Origin of the sequence: Thalassotalea marina, assembly GCF_014656435.1 — a bacterium.
GTDB lineage: Bacteria > Pseudomonadota > Gammaproteobacteria > Enterobacterales > Alteromonadaceae > Thalassotalea_C > Thalassotalea_C marina.
Genome location: NZ_BNCK01000010.1, coordinates 1 through 14,773, shown reverse-complemented (window position 1 = coordinate 14,773; position 14,773 = coordinate 1). Strand labels below are relative to the sequence as shown.

10 protein-coding genes are annotated in these 14,773 nt (G+C 36.0%); 7 read left to right on the top strand and 3 right to left on the bottom strand.

The window, feature by feature from the left end; genetic code table 11:
- Positions 1 to 675 precede the first annotated feature (675 nt).
- From IE199_RS18415 to IE199_RS18395, 5 genes are all read left to right on the top strand, one after another.
- Positions 676 to 2,841 (top strand): peptidase domain-containing ABC transporter, encoded by a 2,166-nt coding sequence (locus tag IE199_RS18415; RefSeq protein ID WP_189773621.1) that lies wholly within the window; start codon positions 676 to 678, stop codon positions 2,839 to 2,841.
- A 321-nt stretch (positions 2,842 to 3,162) separates the two neighbouring features.
- Entirely contained in the window at positions 3,163 to 3,330 is a 168-nt protein-coding gene (locus IE199_RS18410; protein WP_189773619.1) for a hypothetical protein, read from the top strand.
- A gap of 620 nt (positions 3,331 to 3,950) precedes the next feature.
- Positions 3,951 to 6,044, top strand: coding sequence for a winged helix-turn-helix domain-containing protein (locus IE199_RS18405; RefSeq protein WP_189773617.1), 2,094 nt, complete (start codon positions 3,951 to 3,953; stop codon positions 6,042 to 6,044).
- Positions 6,045 to 6,411: 367 nt separating this feature from the next.
- The gene (locus IE199_RS18400) at positions 6,412 to 7,035 is read left to right on the top strand and encodes a fused MFS/spermidine synthase (RefSeq protein ID WP_189773615.1); all 624 of its coding nucleotides are present in this window, start codon (positions 6,412 to 6,414) and stop codon (positions 7,033 to 7,035) included.
- Positions 7,028 to 7,918: a spermidine synthase gene (locus IE199_RS18395; protein WP_189773613.1), complete on the top strand. Its 891-nt coding sequence runs from the start codon at positions 7,028 to 7,030 to the stop codon at positions 7,916 to 7,918. Before IE199_RS18400 ends, IE199_RS18395 begins: the two co-directional genes overlap by 8 nt.
- Before the next feature lie 4 nt (positions 7,919 to 7,922).
- On the opposite strand, the gene IE199_RS18390 is transcribed toward IE199_RS18395, so the two are convergent.
- On the bottom strand, positions 7,923 to 8,528 hold the full coding sequence (locus IE199_RS18390; RefSeq protein WP_189773611.1) for an FMN-binding negative transcriptional regulator: 606 nt from the start codon (positions 8,526 to 8,528) through the stop codon (positions 7,923 to 7,925).
- Positions 8,529 to 8,679: 151 nt separating this feature from the next.
- Here IE199_RS18390 and IE199_RS18385 point away from each other — a divergent pair, with 151 nt between their 5' ends.
- Positions 8,680 to 10,941 (top strand): hypothetical protein, encoded by a 2,262-nt coding sequence (locus IE199_RS18385; RefSeq protein ID WP_189773609.1) that lies wholly within the window; start codon positions 8,680 to 8,682, stop codon positions 10,939 to 10,941.
- A 54-nt stretch (positions 10,942 to 10,995) separates the two neighbouring features.
- On the opposite strand, the gene IE199_RS18380 is transcribed toward IE199_RS18385, so the two are convergent.
- Entirely contained in the window at positions 10,996 to 12,381 is a 1,386-nt protein-coding gene (locus IE199_RS18380) for an aminotransferase-like domain-containing protein (RefSeq protein ID WP_189773607.1), read from the bottom strand.
- 83 nt (positions 12,382 to 12,464) lie between these two features.
- On the opposite strand from IE199_RS18380, the gene IE199_RS18375 reads away from it, so the two are divergent.
- Entirely contained in the window at positions 12,465 to 13,832 is a 1,368-nt protein-coding gene (locus IE199_RS18375) for a pyridoxal phosphate-dependent decarboxylase family protein (protein WP_189773605.1), read from the top strand.
- Positions 13,833 to 13,875: 43 nt separating this feature from the next.
- Here the strand turns inward: IE199_RS18375 and rluF are convergent, their stop codons facing one another.
- The gene (rluF, locus tag IE199_RS18370) at positions 13,876 to 14,625 is read right to left on the bottom strand and encodes a 23S rRNA pseudouridine(2604) synthase RluF (RefSeq protein ID WP_229854830.1); all 750 of its coding nucleotides are present in this window, start codon (positions 14,623 to 14,625) and stop codon (positions 13,876 to 13,878) included.
- Between the last annotated feature and the right edge of the window lie 148 nt (positions 14,626 to 14,773).

The following is a 14,773-nucleotide window of genomic DNA, read 5'->3' as shown; positions in this document are numbered from 1 at the left end:
CTTCTTTTACTCTGTTGCTTGTATTTTAACGTTCATATCACTGTATAAGTTAGTGATTATCATAAATACAGGCAACTTAAATGATATTTTAGATATTAAATTTTTAGGCTTAATTGGATGCACTTTATTTTGTATTAATGAAGCCTTGGCTATTCTAAAAAGTAATACTAAATGAGGCTGCACGACGACCCATCAGCTTGAGGCCAATTCCTATGCAATTATTGGGAAATGGCCAACTCCTATTTTTCCTTTACAAAATCAAAAATTCACAAGTACAAATCTGCTTTTTTCATCGTCCAATTAACACCTTGGTAAATTCAGCTAATTTTATTGACCTGCGGCAATTAATAACTCTCATATAAATGGCATAACTACCTAAACCACTTTCAATAAGCACCATTAACTTTCTCAACGCTATCTAGGTCAAATTCAAATCTACATTTTGTTGTTATTGATGATGAGAAAACATACATGCTATTTACAACATTTAAACAACAATCAGTTTAAATTTATATTTCAACCACTTAAAAACAAAACCTTATTTAAACTCAATTAGTCTCCTTGTTCATTTTGTTAAGCTTGCTAACTTGGTTAATACAACTTTTTCATTGCGATTTATAAATAATTTTCTAATTTAACCATTTGGATTTTGCAAAAAGTAATCAAGGGATAGATATGACAACCACGGCCAATGCTGAGCAACTACTAGAATTTTCTAGCCAAAAACGAGTTCCATTAATTCTTCAGGCAGAAGTTGCTGAATGCGGATTAGCATCCATGGCAATGGTCGCATCATATTATGGTCATAAGTTGGATATGCCAGCGATGCGTAACAGGTTTTCAGCTAATCTCAAAGGAATGAACCTCCAGCAGTTGATAGAGCTTGGAGATAGTTTAGGGCTTGCAAGTAGAGCATTACAGTGCCCGCTTGAAGATGTTCCAAAACTATCTCTGCCATGTATATTACATTGGGATATGAATCATTTTGTCGTACTTACAAAGTTTACCGACAAAAAGGCATATATTAACGACCCTGCAGTTGGAAAAAAAACAATAGCAATAAGTGATTTTGCCAATCACTTTACAGGTATTGCTTTGGAGCTTACCCCGACCAGTAAATTTGAAACCAAAATAGAAAGACAGCAAATGAGGCTGTCCCAGCTGTGGAGTAAAATAACCGGATTAAAATCAGCACTAGTAAAACTACTTATTCTGTCACTAGTGTTGCAAGTATTTGCATTGGCATCTCCATACTACATGCAATGGGTAGTTGATGAAGTGCTTATTAGCCAAGATCAAGCTTTATTAACTGTGCTTGCAATTGGCTTCGGTTTACTCTGTTTTTTCTCCGTTGCAACAACTGCAATCCGAAGTTGGTTAGTCATTAGACTCTCAAGCTTAATGAATATGCAAATGGGCGTAAACTTACTTAGGCATTTGTTGCGCCTGCCAATGAATTACTTCGAGTCACGCCATATAGGTGATGTAGTCTCACGCTTTAGCTCATTAAATCAAATAAGAGAACGAATCACTACAGGCCTAGTAGAAGCAACCGTTGACGGCATCATGTCCATAACGGTACTCATAATGATGTTTATGTACAGCATCAAGCTAACTTTTGTGGTCCTTGCTGCGATTTTATTATATGTGATAGCGAGGTTTGCGTTATATCGGCCACTGCATCAGGCAACAGAAGAATCAATTCAAAATACAGCAAAAGAGCAGAGCAGCTTTTTAGAAAATATTCGAGGCATCCAAACAATCAAACTGTTTGGTAACGAATCTCAGCGCCAGGGTATTTGGCAAAATCGTTATGCAGAAGTTATCAACGCAGAAATTCGTTTAGGCAAGCTACAAATCAGCTTCGACAGTATCAACAAAATAATCTTTGGTATTGAAAATGTTGTTGTCATTTATCTGGCTGCGACCCTTGTTATGCAAAACACTCTATCAATAGGTATGGTGTTAGCTTTTGTTGCGTACAAAGGTCAGTTAATTCAACGAATTGCCAGTTTTATAGAACAAATTATTCAATTCAAGATGATGCGCCTGCACTTAGATAGAATCTCTGACATTGCACTACATGAGCAGGAAGTAAATAGAGAAACTGAGCACACTATTTCACCCTCTTCTGTTTTTAAGGGCGAGATAACTCTAGAAAACGTTTGTTTCAGTTATGGAGCGGGCGAACGTAACGTAATTAATAATATCAATTACACGTTTGCGGCTGGTGACTGTGTAGCAATTACTGGAGATTCAGGCTGTGGTAAAACAACGCTCGCAAAAATTATGCTTGGTTTGTTACAACCAACCAGTGGCCGTGTTTTATTCGATGGCATAGATATTAATCAACTAGGTTTAAAACAATATAGAAAGCTAGTGGCAGCGGTTATGCAAGATGACACCCTGCTAGCTGGTTCAATCGCAGATAACATCACGTTTTTTGATCCTGAACCCAATTACTTGCGCATAGAGCAGTGTGCCCAGTTAGCTGCAATTCATCACGATATAACTCATATGACAATGGGCTACAACGCATTAGTTGGCGACATGGGTTCAAGTTTATCTGGTGGGCAAATGCAACGCATACTTCTAGCAAGAGCACTATACAAACAACCAAATGTTTTATTTATGGATGAAGCGACTAGTCACCTTGATATCGCTAACGAATGCAAAATTAGTGATCAAATTAAACATTTAAAGATGACTAGAATCCTTATCGCCCATCGTCCGGAAACAATAAACAAAGCTAATTATGTTTTAAGAATGGTAAATGGAAATCTAGAGAAGGTTATATCAATAGCCCCAAAAGAGGCAGAGGGTTCAAATCATTTTAATTAAATAGGCTGGCTTCCCGTTTAGCGACATAAAGCCAGCCAAATCAACAACCGAATAAATCGGACATTAACAAAGGGAATATAACAATGAAGATTTGAAAAGTAAAACACTCAGCAAAAGCTTTAAATAATCCAATGGCAACCAATGATACTGAACTATCGCTAATCAAAATTACTTATTTGGATTGACGATAATTGAAACCTTATTTGACATAGGGACACGAGAACAAAGCTAATGTGCTCTCTTTGTCATTTCGCACATTGAATCGTTTAGCGACATATTCAATGTAAACAACAACCTTAAATTTTAATAAGGACATTAACGATGAAAACTTTAAATAACGAAAAACTAAAAGAGATCTTGGGTGGTACTAATACAGCTGTTTCGCCGGCTCCAAGTATTAAACCTATTGTGTACCAACCTGCACCGATCTCACCACCTACTGATCTTTGGGATCCAAGAGTACCAGTGCCAGCACCAATAGCACTTTAATCTCTTTTATGTTAGCGACTTTAATTGCTACCTAGCTTTTAGAGTCGTTAACCCCATTCTTTAGCTAATTACCGAATCAAATTAATTATTGGTATATAATCCGAGAGCTAGATGAATCCTCGAAAACAAAAAGTACTCTGGCAATTTTTTATAAAAATTTTAGGGATTTCTTTATTTTGTTTAAGCCTGTTAACTGTTTTTTTACTTAAAAACTATTGGATAGCTTTATTATTAATCGCTTTAGCTAATTATTATTTGTTATATCCTAAGTATGAACCTTACATCCATACGCTATTAGTATTTGCTCTTGCAGGTACCCTCGCAATAACCTCTTTTTTAGCCCCAATCCTACTAACTTCGGCCATCATCGTTATATTAATTTTTTTGTTCATCAATAAGTGCCTAAACAAAACTTTCAAAAGATAACGTGATAAATGCTCAGTGTTTAACTGGTACGAGATCTTTGTAACATCCTTGCAATATTTTCAACCTCGTGCTTGTATAGAAAATGTACAAAAAATAAAGGACTTGTTAATCAACATATTAGATTTGACTAATGTACAACTTTTTTAAGTCCCAATAAGAGGATAGTTTGCGACACTATAGATAGGGATACTATTGTGGAAAAATTAGAACTAATAAAAATAAAAAACTGGGTGTTTGATCCATTAAAAAAAACACTAACTACTAAAGACAGTGACAACAACCAAATTGTTGAAACTTTAGAGGCAAAACATGCTGATTTACTGCACTGTCTTATAAGCCACCAAGATGAGATCATTACAAGGGATCAACTTATAGAGCTGGTCTGGAAAAGTCGATTTGTTGATGACCGTACTATTAACGCCACTATTTCTAGGCTAAGAAAGATTTTAGGTGGCTCAAAAGATGAGTTTATAAAAACCCATCCTAAACTTGGCTATAGTTTTCAGGCATCAATTGAGTATATTGATCGGCCAATACCGGAAAAAATCAAACAATCTCAAAAAGAAAAATCGAAGTTTAAACTTTATAAAACATTAATTGTTATAGGTGTCATGTGTTTCTCGACGCTAATTTGGTTCACATTAACCGGCTTCGAAAAAGAGCCAACTATATTAACCAAAAATGAAGTAAACATTGAACCACTGACCTATGAAGAGGGTTGGGAGTTTGAACCAAGCTTATCGTTCGATGGTAAATATTTAGCGTATGTTGGTAAGACAAATAACGCAGAGATCTACAAAATCAAAATTAAAAACTTAGAGAGAAATGAGACAATAACGTTACCATTAGACTCTGAAGCGCGTTCTCCAATCTGGTCTTCTGTAACTAATTCACTCTTTTATGCTAAGGAGAATAATGGCGGATGTGTTATACAACGAGTTAATATTGTTGAGCACTTTGTTTTTTCTCCACCAGAAGATATTACAAGTTGCGGAATGGAGTATGATTTCCCTTCTATTTCCATAGATAATAATGAGAATTGGCTCTATTTTACATATAAAGAACTTAATATTTCCTCTATTATAAAGCGAATAAATTTAGACTCTGGCACGATAGAGCCTCTAACTGTTCCCCTGCAATATGGCGGGGACTATCAAGCAAAACTTAATAAAGACAATACACAATTAGCTTTCATACGTACGTACGACAATTACCAGTCTTACATTTTTTTAATTGACCTAGATACTCTTCAAGTAGAACAACTTACAAATGCTACCCAAGATCCCTCATACTTAACATGGGGAGAAACCTCACAAGCCCTAATATTTGTTGACATATCTAACAACAGTTTAAATTCCATCAATATAAAAACACTTGCTGTTACCCCACTGTTTCAGCATCATGAGCAAATTGAGACGCCTATTCAAGTAGATAACAACCAATTTATCTTGGGAATAGGTGACAGTTATAAGTCGAATGTAGTTAAAGCAACAACAATTGAAAACAGTAACATTCTTAAAACTTCTAAATATATACATTCCACTTTTAAAGATCATGAAATTCAAATATCTAATGATCCAATGAATGAAAAAACTTATTTCGTTTCAAACCGCTCTGGTGGCTATCAAATTTGGCAAAAATCTAACTCTGTCTACAAACAACTTACTAACTTTCATGATAAGTTTGCAGAAATTATCGAGCTAATTCTTTCACCAGATCAGACGAAGCTACTTTTTAAACTAAACGAAAAGTTACACGTCTTTAATTTACAACTAGAAACAATCCATGAAATATCCCATCCAACAAATCTGATTGGTAACGCGGCATGGTCATGTGATAGTGATGCAACACTATTAATTACAGGGAAAAAAGGTGGTGAGTGGGGATTGTATAATTATAGCCTCGAAACTAAAGATTATTTCTTAGAGGCTAAAGACATAGTCAGTATAAAGAGTGTCTGTGATAAATATAGTTATGCTTTAGTTAAAGCAAATACATTTGGTATATTTTTGCAAGAGAGACTACTCGAAGACGACTCCAGCAGTCATGTTTTCCCATCACTAAATCTTTCAGAGAATTTAATTTGGGATGTTAGTGATAAATATTTATTGGCTTTTCACGATTCTAAATTTCACAGGGTCAATTTGGTTGATTTAAAAGCTACTGAATTCATTGTAAATGGTTACATTGTTAACAATCCGAGATTGATTGGTAACAGTATATATTTTAATGGCTTAGAGGTTAATAATACTTATATTGGGAGATTTGCAATACCTAAAGTTAGATAAACTATTTTAAGACAATAAAAATTGGACAGTTTTTACATAGGCTAATCTTGTTCTCAAATTTATTAAAAGGATTAAAATTGAAAACTTTATTTTTATTTATTGCTATTAGTCTATCTAGTAACGGCATCAAAACATCATTCATGAAGAAAATGGGATTTCATCATGAATTGTTCACAATCTCTCTTTCTGATACAGAAAGTTATTCGCTACTTGCGGGAAAGAAAAAGAAGGGAGTCAGAATTTAATTTATGTTATCCACTTAGGAATCTAGTTTTTAATAGAGTTAGAAAGCACTTACCGATTAGTAAGTGCATTTTTTCTCCACTTCATATAGGATTTTACAAAAAACTATAATGAAGACATACGGATGGCAGTAAAACAACAACTTCATAATTCGCTAGTATATTTTTTAGCATTCTCTTCTGGCTTTTCTATTATGGGGATTGAGTTACTAGGGGGTCGCATTTTAGCGCCCTACTTTGGTAGCTCAGTGCATATATGGGGCAGTATTATTACTGTGTTTATGTTAAGCCTGAGTTTAGGGTATTTGTTTGGTGGTAAGTTATCGACATTAAACCCGTCACTTAAACGTTATGGCCTGATTTTTATTCTCTCTGGCATCACTGTTTTACCTATTGCCTTGTGGGCACCAAACATTATGGAGAGTATTTTTATTCGTATAGAAGATACTCGTTATGGTTCGTTATTAGCTTCAATGGCACTGTTTTTTATTCCCACGGTTATTTTGGGCATGATTTCTCCCTATTCAATACGGTTACTTGTGGAAGATAGAGAAAAAAGTGGACAAGTTGCCGGTAGGCTTTACTTTGTATCAACCATAGGCAGTGCACTTGGTACAATTATGACTTCTTTTTATTTTGTACTTTGGTTTGAAGTAAATGACATCATATTTGCCTATTGTACTGTGTTAATTGCACTAGGTTTAATCGCATTAGCTTTTCACCACAAGGAACCTTCACGCCATGAATAGATATATAATTGGGTTAATCGCCATCGTTTTCTGTTGTTCGTTGCAGGCAAAAGTTGTGCACCAAGAGCGTTCCATGTACAGAAATATTGTTGTTGAAGACGATAATGTACTGCGCTGTTTAAGGTTTAACGTTAGAACAAGCAAAACCAATCAAAGCTGCATGTTTAAAGACGACCCAAACAAACTCGTTTTTAACTACACAAAACTCTTGTTTGCTAGTTTGTTAGTCATGGAAGAAGCGCCAAAAAATATACTAATTATTGGCCTTGGTGGTGGCACTATGTCTAATGCGCTACACCAAATTTATCCCGAAGCAATAATTGAAAACGTTGAAATTGATCCTGCGGTTATAAAAGTAGCACGAGAGTATTTTGGCTTTTTTGAAAATGGCTCAGTGACATCAAAAGTTCAAGACGGACGAATTTTTATCAAACGAGCGGGTTTAAAACAGCAAAAATACGACTGGATAATCCTCGACGCATTTAATGGTGACTATATACCCGAGCATTTGTTAACCCGAGAATTTTTAGCAGAAGCAAAACAAATATTAACACCAAAAGGAGTATTATCTTCAAATACCTTTTCTACTAGCGAGCTATATGCACACGAGTCTGCTACTTACTTAGATGTATTTGGTGATTTTTTTAATGTGACTCATGAAAATAATGGCAACAGAATCATTTTAACGACAAATTTTGGTTTACCTAGTGAGACGATAATCTCTTCAAGAGCAAAAGAGCTGCACGACACTTTAAAGCCTTTTGGTGTAAACACTATTGAGTTAACAACCTTTTTTACATCGACCAAAGATGAAAAGGATTGGCCCAGTGATACCAAAGTTTTAACCGACCAATATTCACCTGCAAACTTGCTAAAAAACTAAGGTATTACTCGCCAACGCCAATTTTCCACTGCCTCATTAGTGCTAATAGTTGTTCACTGTTAGCACTGCCTTGTAAAGATAAACTCTCAGCCACTGCCTTTTGGTCTGCCGCTGTTCTATGTTGTCCAAGTTTAGCCTTGGCTTCTATTTGCTCCACTTTCATAGAAAAGCCCACAATACCTTTTAACAGCTTTTGCTGATATTCCTTGGTCATCACGTTATTAGCATAGTTGAGTGTAGGCTCATATTTGTTGATTAAATCATGTAAAGATTGAAGGGTTTGCTCGGGCTCTAATAAAGTCACAAGACCTTTAATATGCACACTTGCATAGTTCCATGTAGGCACAGCAGGATGACTATCATACCAAGTTGGTGAAATATAACTGTGTGGCCCATCAAAAATGGCTAAACACCTAGAGTTATTTGCCGTTTTCCAATGTGGGTTTGAACGAGCAAAATGGCCAATCAATTGACTTGTACTTTCATCATACACTAGCGGTAATCGGCTTGAGTCCAGTGAAGGCGAAACTAATGTCGCAAAAGAGAATTTGTGGATAAACGCGGTAACTTCTTCATTGGAAGGAAATTGCCACTTATCTGGTACATGCATGATTTAGTCGATTGTTTTCCTTAAAGATATCAAGGTATCAAATGTTGTTGTTATTTTAAACAATTATGCCTGTTTATCACTGCAATATCTTAATCTTCATCTATAGTTAATATTGAATAGTTTTTGAACAATAGTAGTTGGAGCAAGGAATATGCAAATAAAGCGTACCGTTAAAACAACAAAAACAGCGACAAGCACACCAAGTGCTTCACACAAAATAGAAACTGCGGACGACTTTGATATTGTAGTAAAAAGCAAACGCTCCGTTACAAACCAAGATCAAAACACTGAAATGACCAATGAAATGAGCGAATTGCCGAAATATTTCACGGAAAAAGATCTTAATCGAATTCTAAAGAACTTAGATATATTACGCTCAGACGTGTACCCCAGAGATCACAGTGAAGCTGTTGAAGACAATATTGCTCAAAGCTTCCCTTCTGTTTGTCTAATTGGGCTTGGCCGATGCGGTTCTAATATTGCTCTTGATGTAGCATCACTAGTACATGATGCAAGAAACTATTATTTAAATGAGTTTCATGATGAAGAGAAAAAACGAAAAGAGAAAGAATCTCGTGCCGTAAAATGGATACAACGCAATTTAAAGCTAAGCAATGAGCACGATGTAAAACCTGTATTCCTCATCGAACCTTTAGTCATGTTAGGTGATTTAGACAAAGATATTGAAGGCCGAATCAAGTACTCCTCCAAGGGGGAAGCCAATAACCTATTAGCGGAATACAACAAGTTAAAAATTATGGACTTGTCAGAAGTGCACGCAGGCGGCGCGGGTAATGCGCCGATTCTCGGTCAATATTTAGCGAAGATGATCTTAAACAAGGAGACTGAACAATTTACCAATGAAGATTGGAAGTTCATTCACTCCTACCTGATTGACTCCTGTGGCATCAAAGCCAATCAATCTAGGTTGTATTTTTATATTTTTAGTGCTGGCGGCGGAACGGGCTCTGGAATGGCATCAGAGTTTGGTTTAGCACAACAGTATTCTTATATGACAAAAACTTTTGAGATACGCCCAGAAAAAGACATCAATAGTCAAAACCATTCTTTTGTTTTCGAGCCTATTTTTACCAGTGGTATTTGTATTCTTCCTAATATTAATTGCCCAAGTGTTGAGCTTTCAGAAGCTTTACATATCAATGCCGGTAGATTGTTATGTAAGTATTTAGCTGAAGAATGGGACTTCTCATATAACTTAGAAAACGAGGATTGCACTTCAGACAATGTGATGCGTCGTATTCGTCCTTGGAACTCGATGATGTTAATTTCAAATGACATTATGCGTTATGCCGAGGAAAATGATAGTGAAGGTGGTATTCAAAATATTGATGTAAATGCAATGGAAGCACATGCTAATCAATACATCAGCCAACAAATTTTTAATATATTAAGCGCCCAAGCGGTAACAACCGATTATGACGAAAACTATTTTAGACGTGCAGGTATAGATTTAGGAGAAACGATAAGGTTAGACGCAAATGATTTATTTATGAGCTTGGCTGGGCCCGTTGCCATTGCTTATGCAGAATCAGTAGTTAAAAGTAATTTAGATCCTGACAGCAACTTTATGGTTCAAGAAGGTAATTCGGGTGGATTAAATATTGATGAACTGTTTTACCGCTCAATTGATCTGCCACACTTTAATAAACAAACACAGGCTATTGAGGGGGTAAGTTTATTGCCCGTTGAGTCAAAACATTATAGAGAAGCGTTAAAAAAATATCGTGAAAACAATAATGATGCTAGTTATCTAAAAGACATTCATTTCTTTAAGAACTGCTCTTCCGTGGTGTCGATTGTTTCTCTTCCAAAAGATTATAAATTGTCATACATGGACCTTAACCGACTCAAATCACATTTAAACAGTTTATTTCCAAATACTACATTAAAGAGATATGCGCTTGTTATTGGGGCATCTGCCAACTTATCACTCACCACTTTAATCGCTAAGAGCCCGTGCTTAAGTGATGACTTCTTGACCCTGATAGTTTCATACATTAAACGCTGTTTCGCGAAAGACCAGTATCGTTTTGACGAGACCTTAGATCATGAAATTGTTAACTTGATCAAAAATGAAACATTTGATGAAACTATTTTAGAAACTATGCTGATGGATTTTGAAAATCCAGCCAAGATCTTAGATACCAATTGGTATGCAATAAAACCAATGTACGAAAAGAAATATAGAGAGTTAATACGAGACAACCAAAAGTTTACCTCAATTAACGATATTAGGTTAAGTATTGAATCGGTTACCAAAGCAATACATTATTTGCGAGAAATCTATCGTCACCGCATTAGTAAAACCAAGATCATTTCGCTTAATAGCCCAACCAAAGTTAACACTAAAGTGACAAAAGCCATACCGAAAGACGAAGGAACACAAGAATAGAATATTTGTGGTATTTGCTCTTGATTTATTTCAACAAATCAAGAGCATTTATCGTTATTCTGTACATTGATTTACCAATTCGCAAAGGCTTAACAATTGCTGTTTTAGGTTATCATCAAGAGAGTAACCAACATTTAATCTAAAATATTCTTTATATAAATTGGTCATAGTAAATTCACTCCCCACTCTTAGCCCTATTTTTTGATCAAATGCCATTATTTGCAGTCGCTCACTGTTTAAATTTGGCACGTAAATCCAAAGTACCATCCCTCCTTCAGGATTCGAGATAACCAAGCCCTTTGAATTAATTGCTTGCATGAGTATTTTTCTGTAAGTATTTACATTTATTAAAAGTTGTTTTCTAAATGCAGACAAATGCCTTTTGTAATGTCCACTATATATATAGTTTGCCGTCATATACTGTACGGGCATATTAACGCCAAAACTTTCTGTTGCTCGTTGGGCGATATACTTTTTAATGTATTTTCCAGGACTTGCCCACCCTATTCGAAATCCTGAAGCTAAGGTTTTAGAAAATGAAGAACACCAAATGATAGTGCCTGTTTTGTCAAAAGCTTTAATTGGCAGGTTTACAGAACCATTAAAACTTAACTCTTGGTATACGTCATCTTCGATTAAAGGTATATCATATTTATTTGATAATTCAGCAAGCACTTGTTTATTCTTAATGCATATAGAACCCCCCTGCGGGTTATGATGATTGGCACTTAATAAACATGCTTGAACTTTTTGCTGAGCAAGTATTAACTCAATTTGTGCTATATCTATCCCTTCTTCATTTGAAGAAACTTCTAATATTTTGCGCCCCAGATTTATAACCAAAGACAGCAAACCATTAAAACATGGTGAAGCTACTAAGATTACGTCGCCTGGTGACGTTGTGACTAATATTGCAATGCGTATCGAGTCTAAGCACCCATTGTTAATAACAAGGTCTTTAACCGGCAAATTAAATCCGTATTTAGCATAATGATTCGAAAGCGCATCACGTAGATCAAATAATCCCTGTTTTTCACCATATCCTTGCATATGACCAAAGTGTTTTCGAATAGCGTTATTCATCGATGATTTTAGATGTTGAGCTGAGGCAGGACTTAAAACAGATTGGGCGCGAGCAAATGGATGCTCTTGCTCATATTTAAATATATAAGGTAATGATGCCGATTGTTTTATGGGGAATTGAGGAACTGGAACTTTAGCGCTATCTTGGCGATCACTTACAAAGTAGCCTCGTTTATTTACAGCTTCAACTAAACCAAGTTTCTCTAGTTCCCGATAACACGAAATGGCTGTGTTAATGCTAACCTGATTTATTTGTGCAAACTGCCTGATAGGTAATAATTTATCAAAAGGGTTTCGTCGACCCAGCTTAATATCTTCGGCAATTTGTTTTGCTAATTGTAAATATTTAGCCTTCACAACCTGTACCCACTTATTTAACTTTATTCTGTGCCTGTACCCATTGTTTCATCTAACACAAAATAAGGCAACGTCGTCACTAAATGAGCAAAATTATGCAAGAGTATTTATCACAGTTTAATCACTTAGCGAGTCTATTTTTAGCACAGCTAGATAAAATGCCATCAGCTAAACTTAATAGTCAAATAAAGCACAAATCACTCTCTGAAGTACCAAGCGGTGCAACCAGTGCATTATTAACGTTACAAAAAGAGATTATTCCACAATTATCAGGTTCAGCTGGACCTAGATATTGGGGATTTGTTACAGGAGGAGCCAATCCCGCAGCACTATTTGCCGACTGGCTTGTTAGCACTTTTGACCAAAATGTATCAAAAGGTGGTGATTCAATTGCATCCGAGGTTGAGCATCAAACTTTATCTTGGTTGAGAGAATTGTTTTATTTACCAGACACATTTGATGGTTTAATTACAACTGGCGCAACATCCTCAAATATTTTAGCAGCCATAACGGCAAGACAGTTTGCGGGTAATAAACAAAATGTTCATGTGGCCAAAGATGGTATGAATAACTTATCAGTAGAGATCTTTGCGAGTTGTCCTCACGCGAGTATGGTAAAAGCATTAGGACTTGCTGGATTTGGCCAACATAATATTACTTTTATCGAAAAAGTAGAGAATACTGAATCAATCAACATAGAACTGCTTGAACAAGACTTGCTCGAATCTCGTGCAGTAAGCAAGATAGTTTTAGCTAGCGCAGCCACAGTGACAACAACAAGTTTTGATAACTTAGAATCAATAGCAAAATTATGTCAAAAGTATAATGCATGGCTTCATGTCGACGCGGCATTTGGTATTTTCGAACGGTGTCTCAACGGCCCAGACAGTCTGACCAAAGGACTAGAGTTTGCAGATTCAATTACAGTAGATTTTCATAAATGGCTTAATGTACCTTATGATGCAGGAGGATTCTTTACCCAACATTTAAACCTAGTCGCACAAAGTTGTGAAGTTGTCGCACCTTATCTCATCAACAATAGTGACAAAAAGGATTTTCTGGCCATAGGTATAGAAAATTCAAGACGATTTAGAGCGTTACCTATTTGGTACACTATACATACCTATGGAAGAGAAGGTATTAATCAGTGGATATCTCAAAACATAGAATGTACTAAGTTATTGGCTAATTGGGTAGCTAAACATCCCAAGCTCACGTTGGCCTTCGAACCCAATCTTAATGTTTGTGGTTTTTATCTTTCAGAGCAACCACAAAAGACCAATCTACTACTGGATGAAATTAACCAACTTGGGGAGGTTTTCCTTTCTCCTGGAGAGTGGCAAGGTAAATTTATAATTCGAGCCGCTCTCAGTAACTGGCAAACAAAAGAAAGCGATATAGAAATCGCAATCACATCAATTGAGCGTGCTATTAACAATATGTGTGCATAAAACTCGGTCATAACGAATGAAGTTTAACTTCATTCGTTAACAATTAAGACGAGGCTTTAGAAGATGTTTTTCTTGAATCCTTAACAGCACTATTAATTTCTTTCATTTCTAGTGCTGTAAGATCGCGCCATTGACCCGGTTTAAGATTCCCCAGCTCAACGTTCATAATACGTGTGCGCTTGAGCTTTGTAACTTCATATCCTAAATACTCACACATTCGGCGAATTTGCCTATTTAGCCCTTGTGTTAAGATAATTCGAAATACAAATTTGCTTTGTCTTGAAACTTTACATGGATTGGTAATCGTACCTAGAATTGGAACACCACGTGACATTCTTTCAATAAAACGGTCGCTAACAGGCTTATCTACCGTCACGACATATTCTTTGTCATGTGCATTTTCAGCACGTAGTATCTTGTTAACGATGTCACCATCGCTAGTTAAAAATATAAGCCCTTCCGAAGGTTTATCTAATCGGCCGATGGGAAAGATACGTTGCTTATGTTTAATGGCATCAACGATGTTGCCTTTTACCTTTCTTTCAGTAGTACAAGTTATACCGATAGGTTTATTATAGGCAATGTATACTCTGTCAGATTTATTGTCTGGTGCTGCATTGATCGATTTGCCATCTACCTGCACCTTATCAGTTGGCATAACCTTTGTGCCTAACTCTGGTACTTGACCATTGATGGTTACTCTATTTGCTTCTATTAATTTATCCGCCTCACGACGAGAACAAAAGCCTGTTTCGCTGATAAATTTGTTAAGACGTTTACCTTCAGTAGACACAATTTTTCTCTTTATATCGAAGTGTCGTTATTCTAGCGTATAAAACAAAAAACCCGTAGCCTTAGCTACGGGTTTCTTTTAAATAAAAGCTTAGCGATGTCCTACTCTCACATGGGAACTTTCTACAACGCTATTGTCGCTAAGCATA

What these genes read in the sequence shown, in the direction of transcription:
- IE199_RS18390 (WP_189773611.1), bottom strand. Translation starts at nt 8,528, where the DNA reads ATGCATGTACCAGATAAGTGGCAATTTCCTTCCAATGAAGAAGTTACC.
- IE199_RS18400 (WP_189773615.1), top strand. Translation starts at nt 6,412, where the DNA reads ATGGCAGTAAAACAACAACTTCATAATTCGCTAGTATATTTTTTAGCA.
- IE199_RS18415 (WP_189773621.1), top strand. Translation starts at nt 676, where the DNA reads ATGACAACCACGGCCAATGCTGAGCAACTACTAGAATTTTCTAGCCAA.
- IE199_RS18410 (WP_189773619.1), top strand. Translation starts at nt 3,163, where the DNA reads ATGAAAACTTTAAATAACGAAAAACTAAAAGAGATCTTGGGTGGTACT.
- IE199_RS18395 (WP_189773613.1), top strand. Translation starts at nt 7,028, where the DNA reads ATGAATAGATATATAATTGGGTTAATCGCCATCGTTTTCTGTTGTTCG.
- IE199_RS18385 (WP_189773609.1), top strand. Translation starts at nt 8,680, where the DNA reads ATGCAAATAAAGCGTACCGTTAAAACAACAAAAACAGCGACAAGCACA.
- IE199_RS18375 (WP_189773605.1), top strand. Translation starts at nt 12,465, where the DNA reads ATGAGCAAAATTATGCAAGAGTATTTATCACAGTTTAATCACTTAGCG.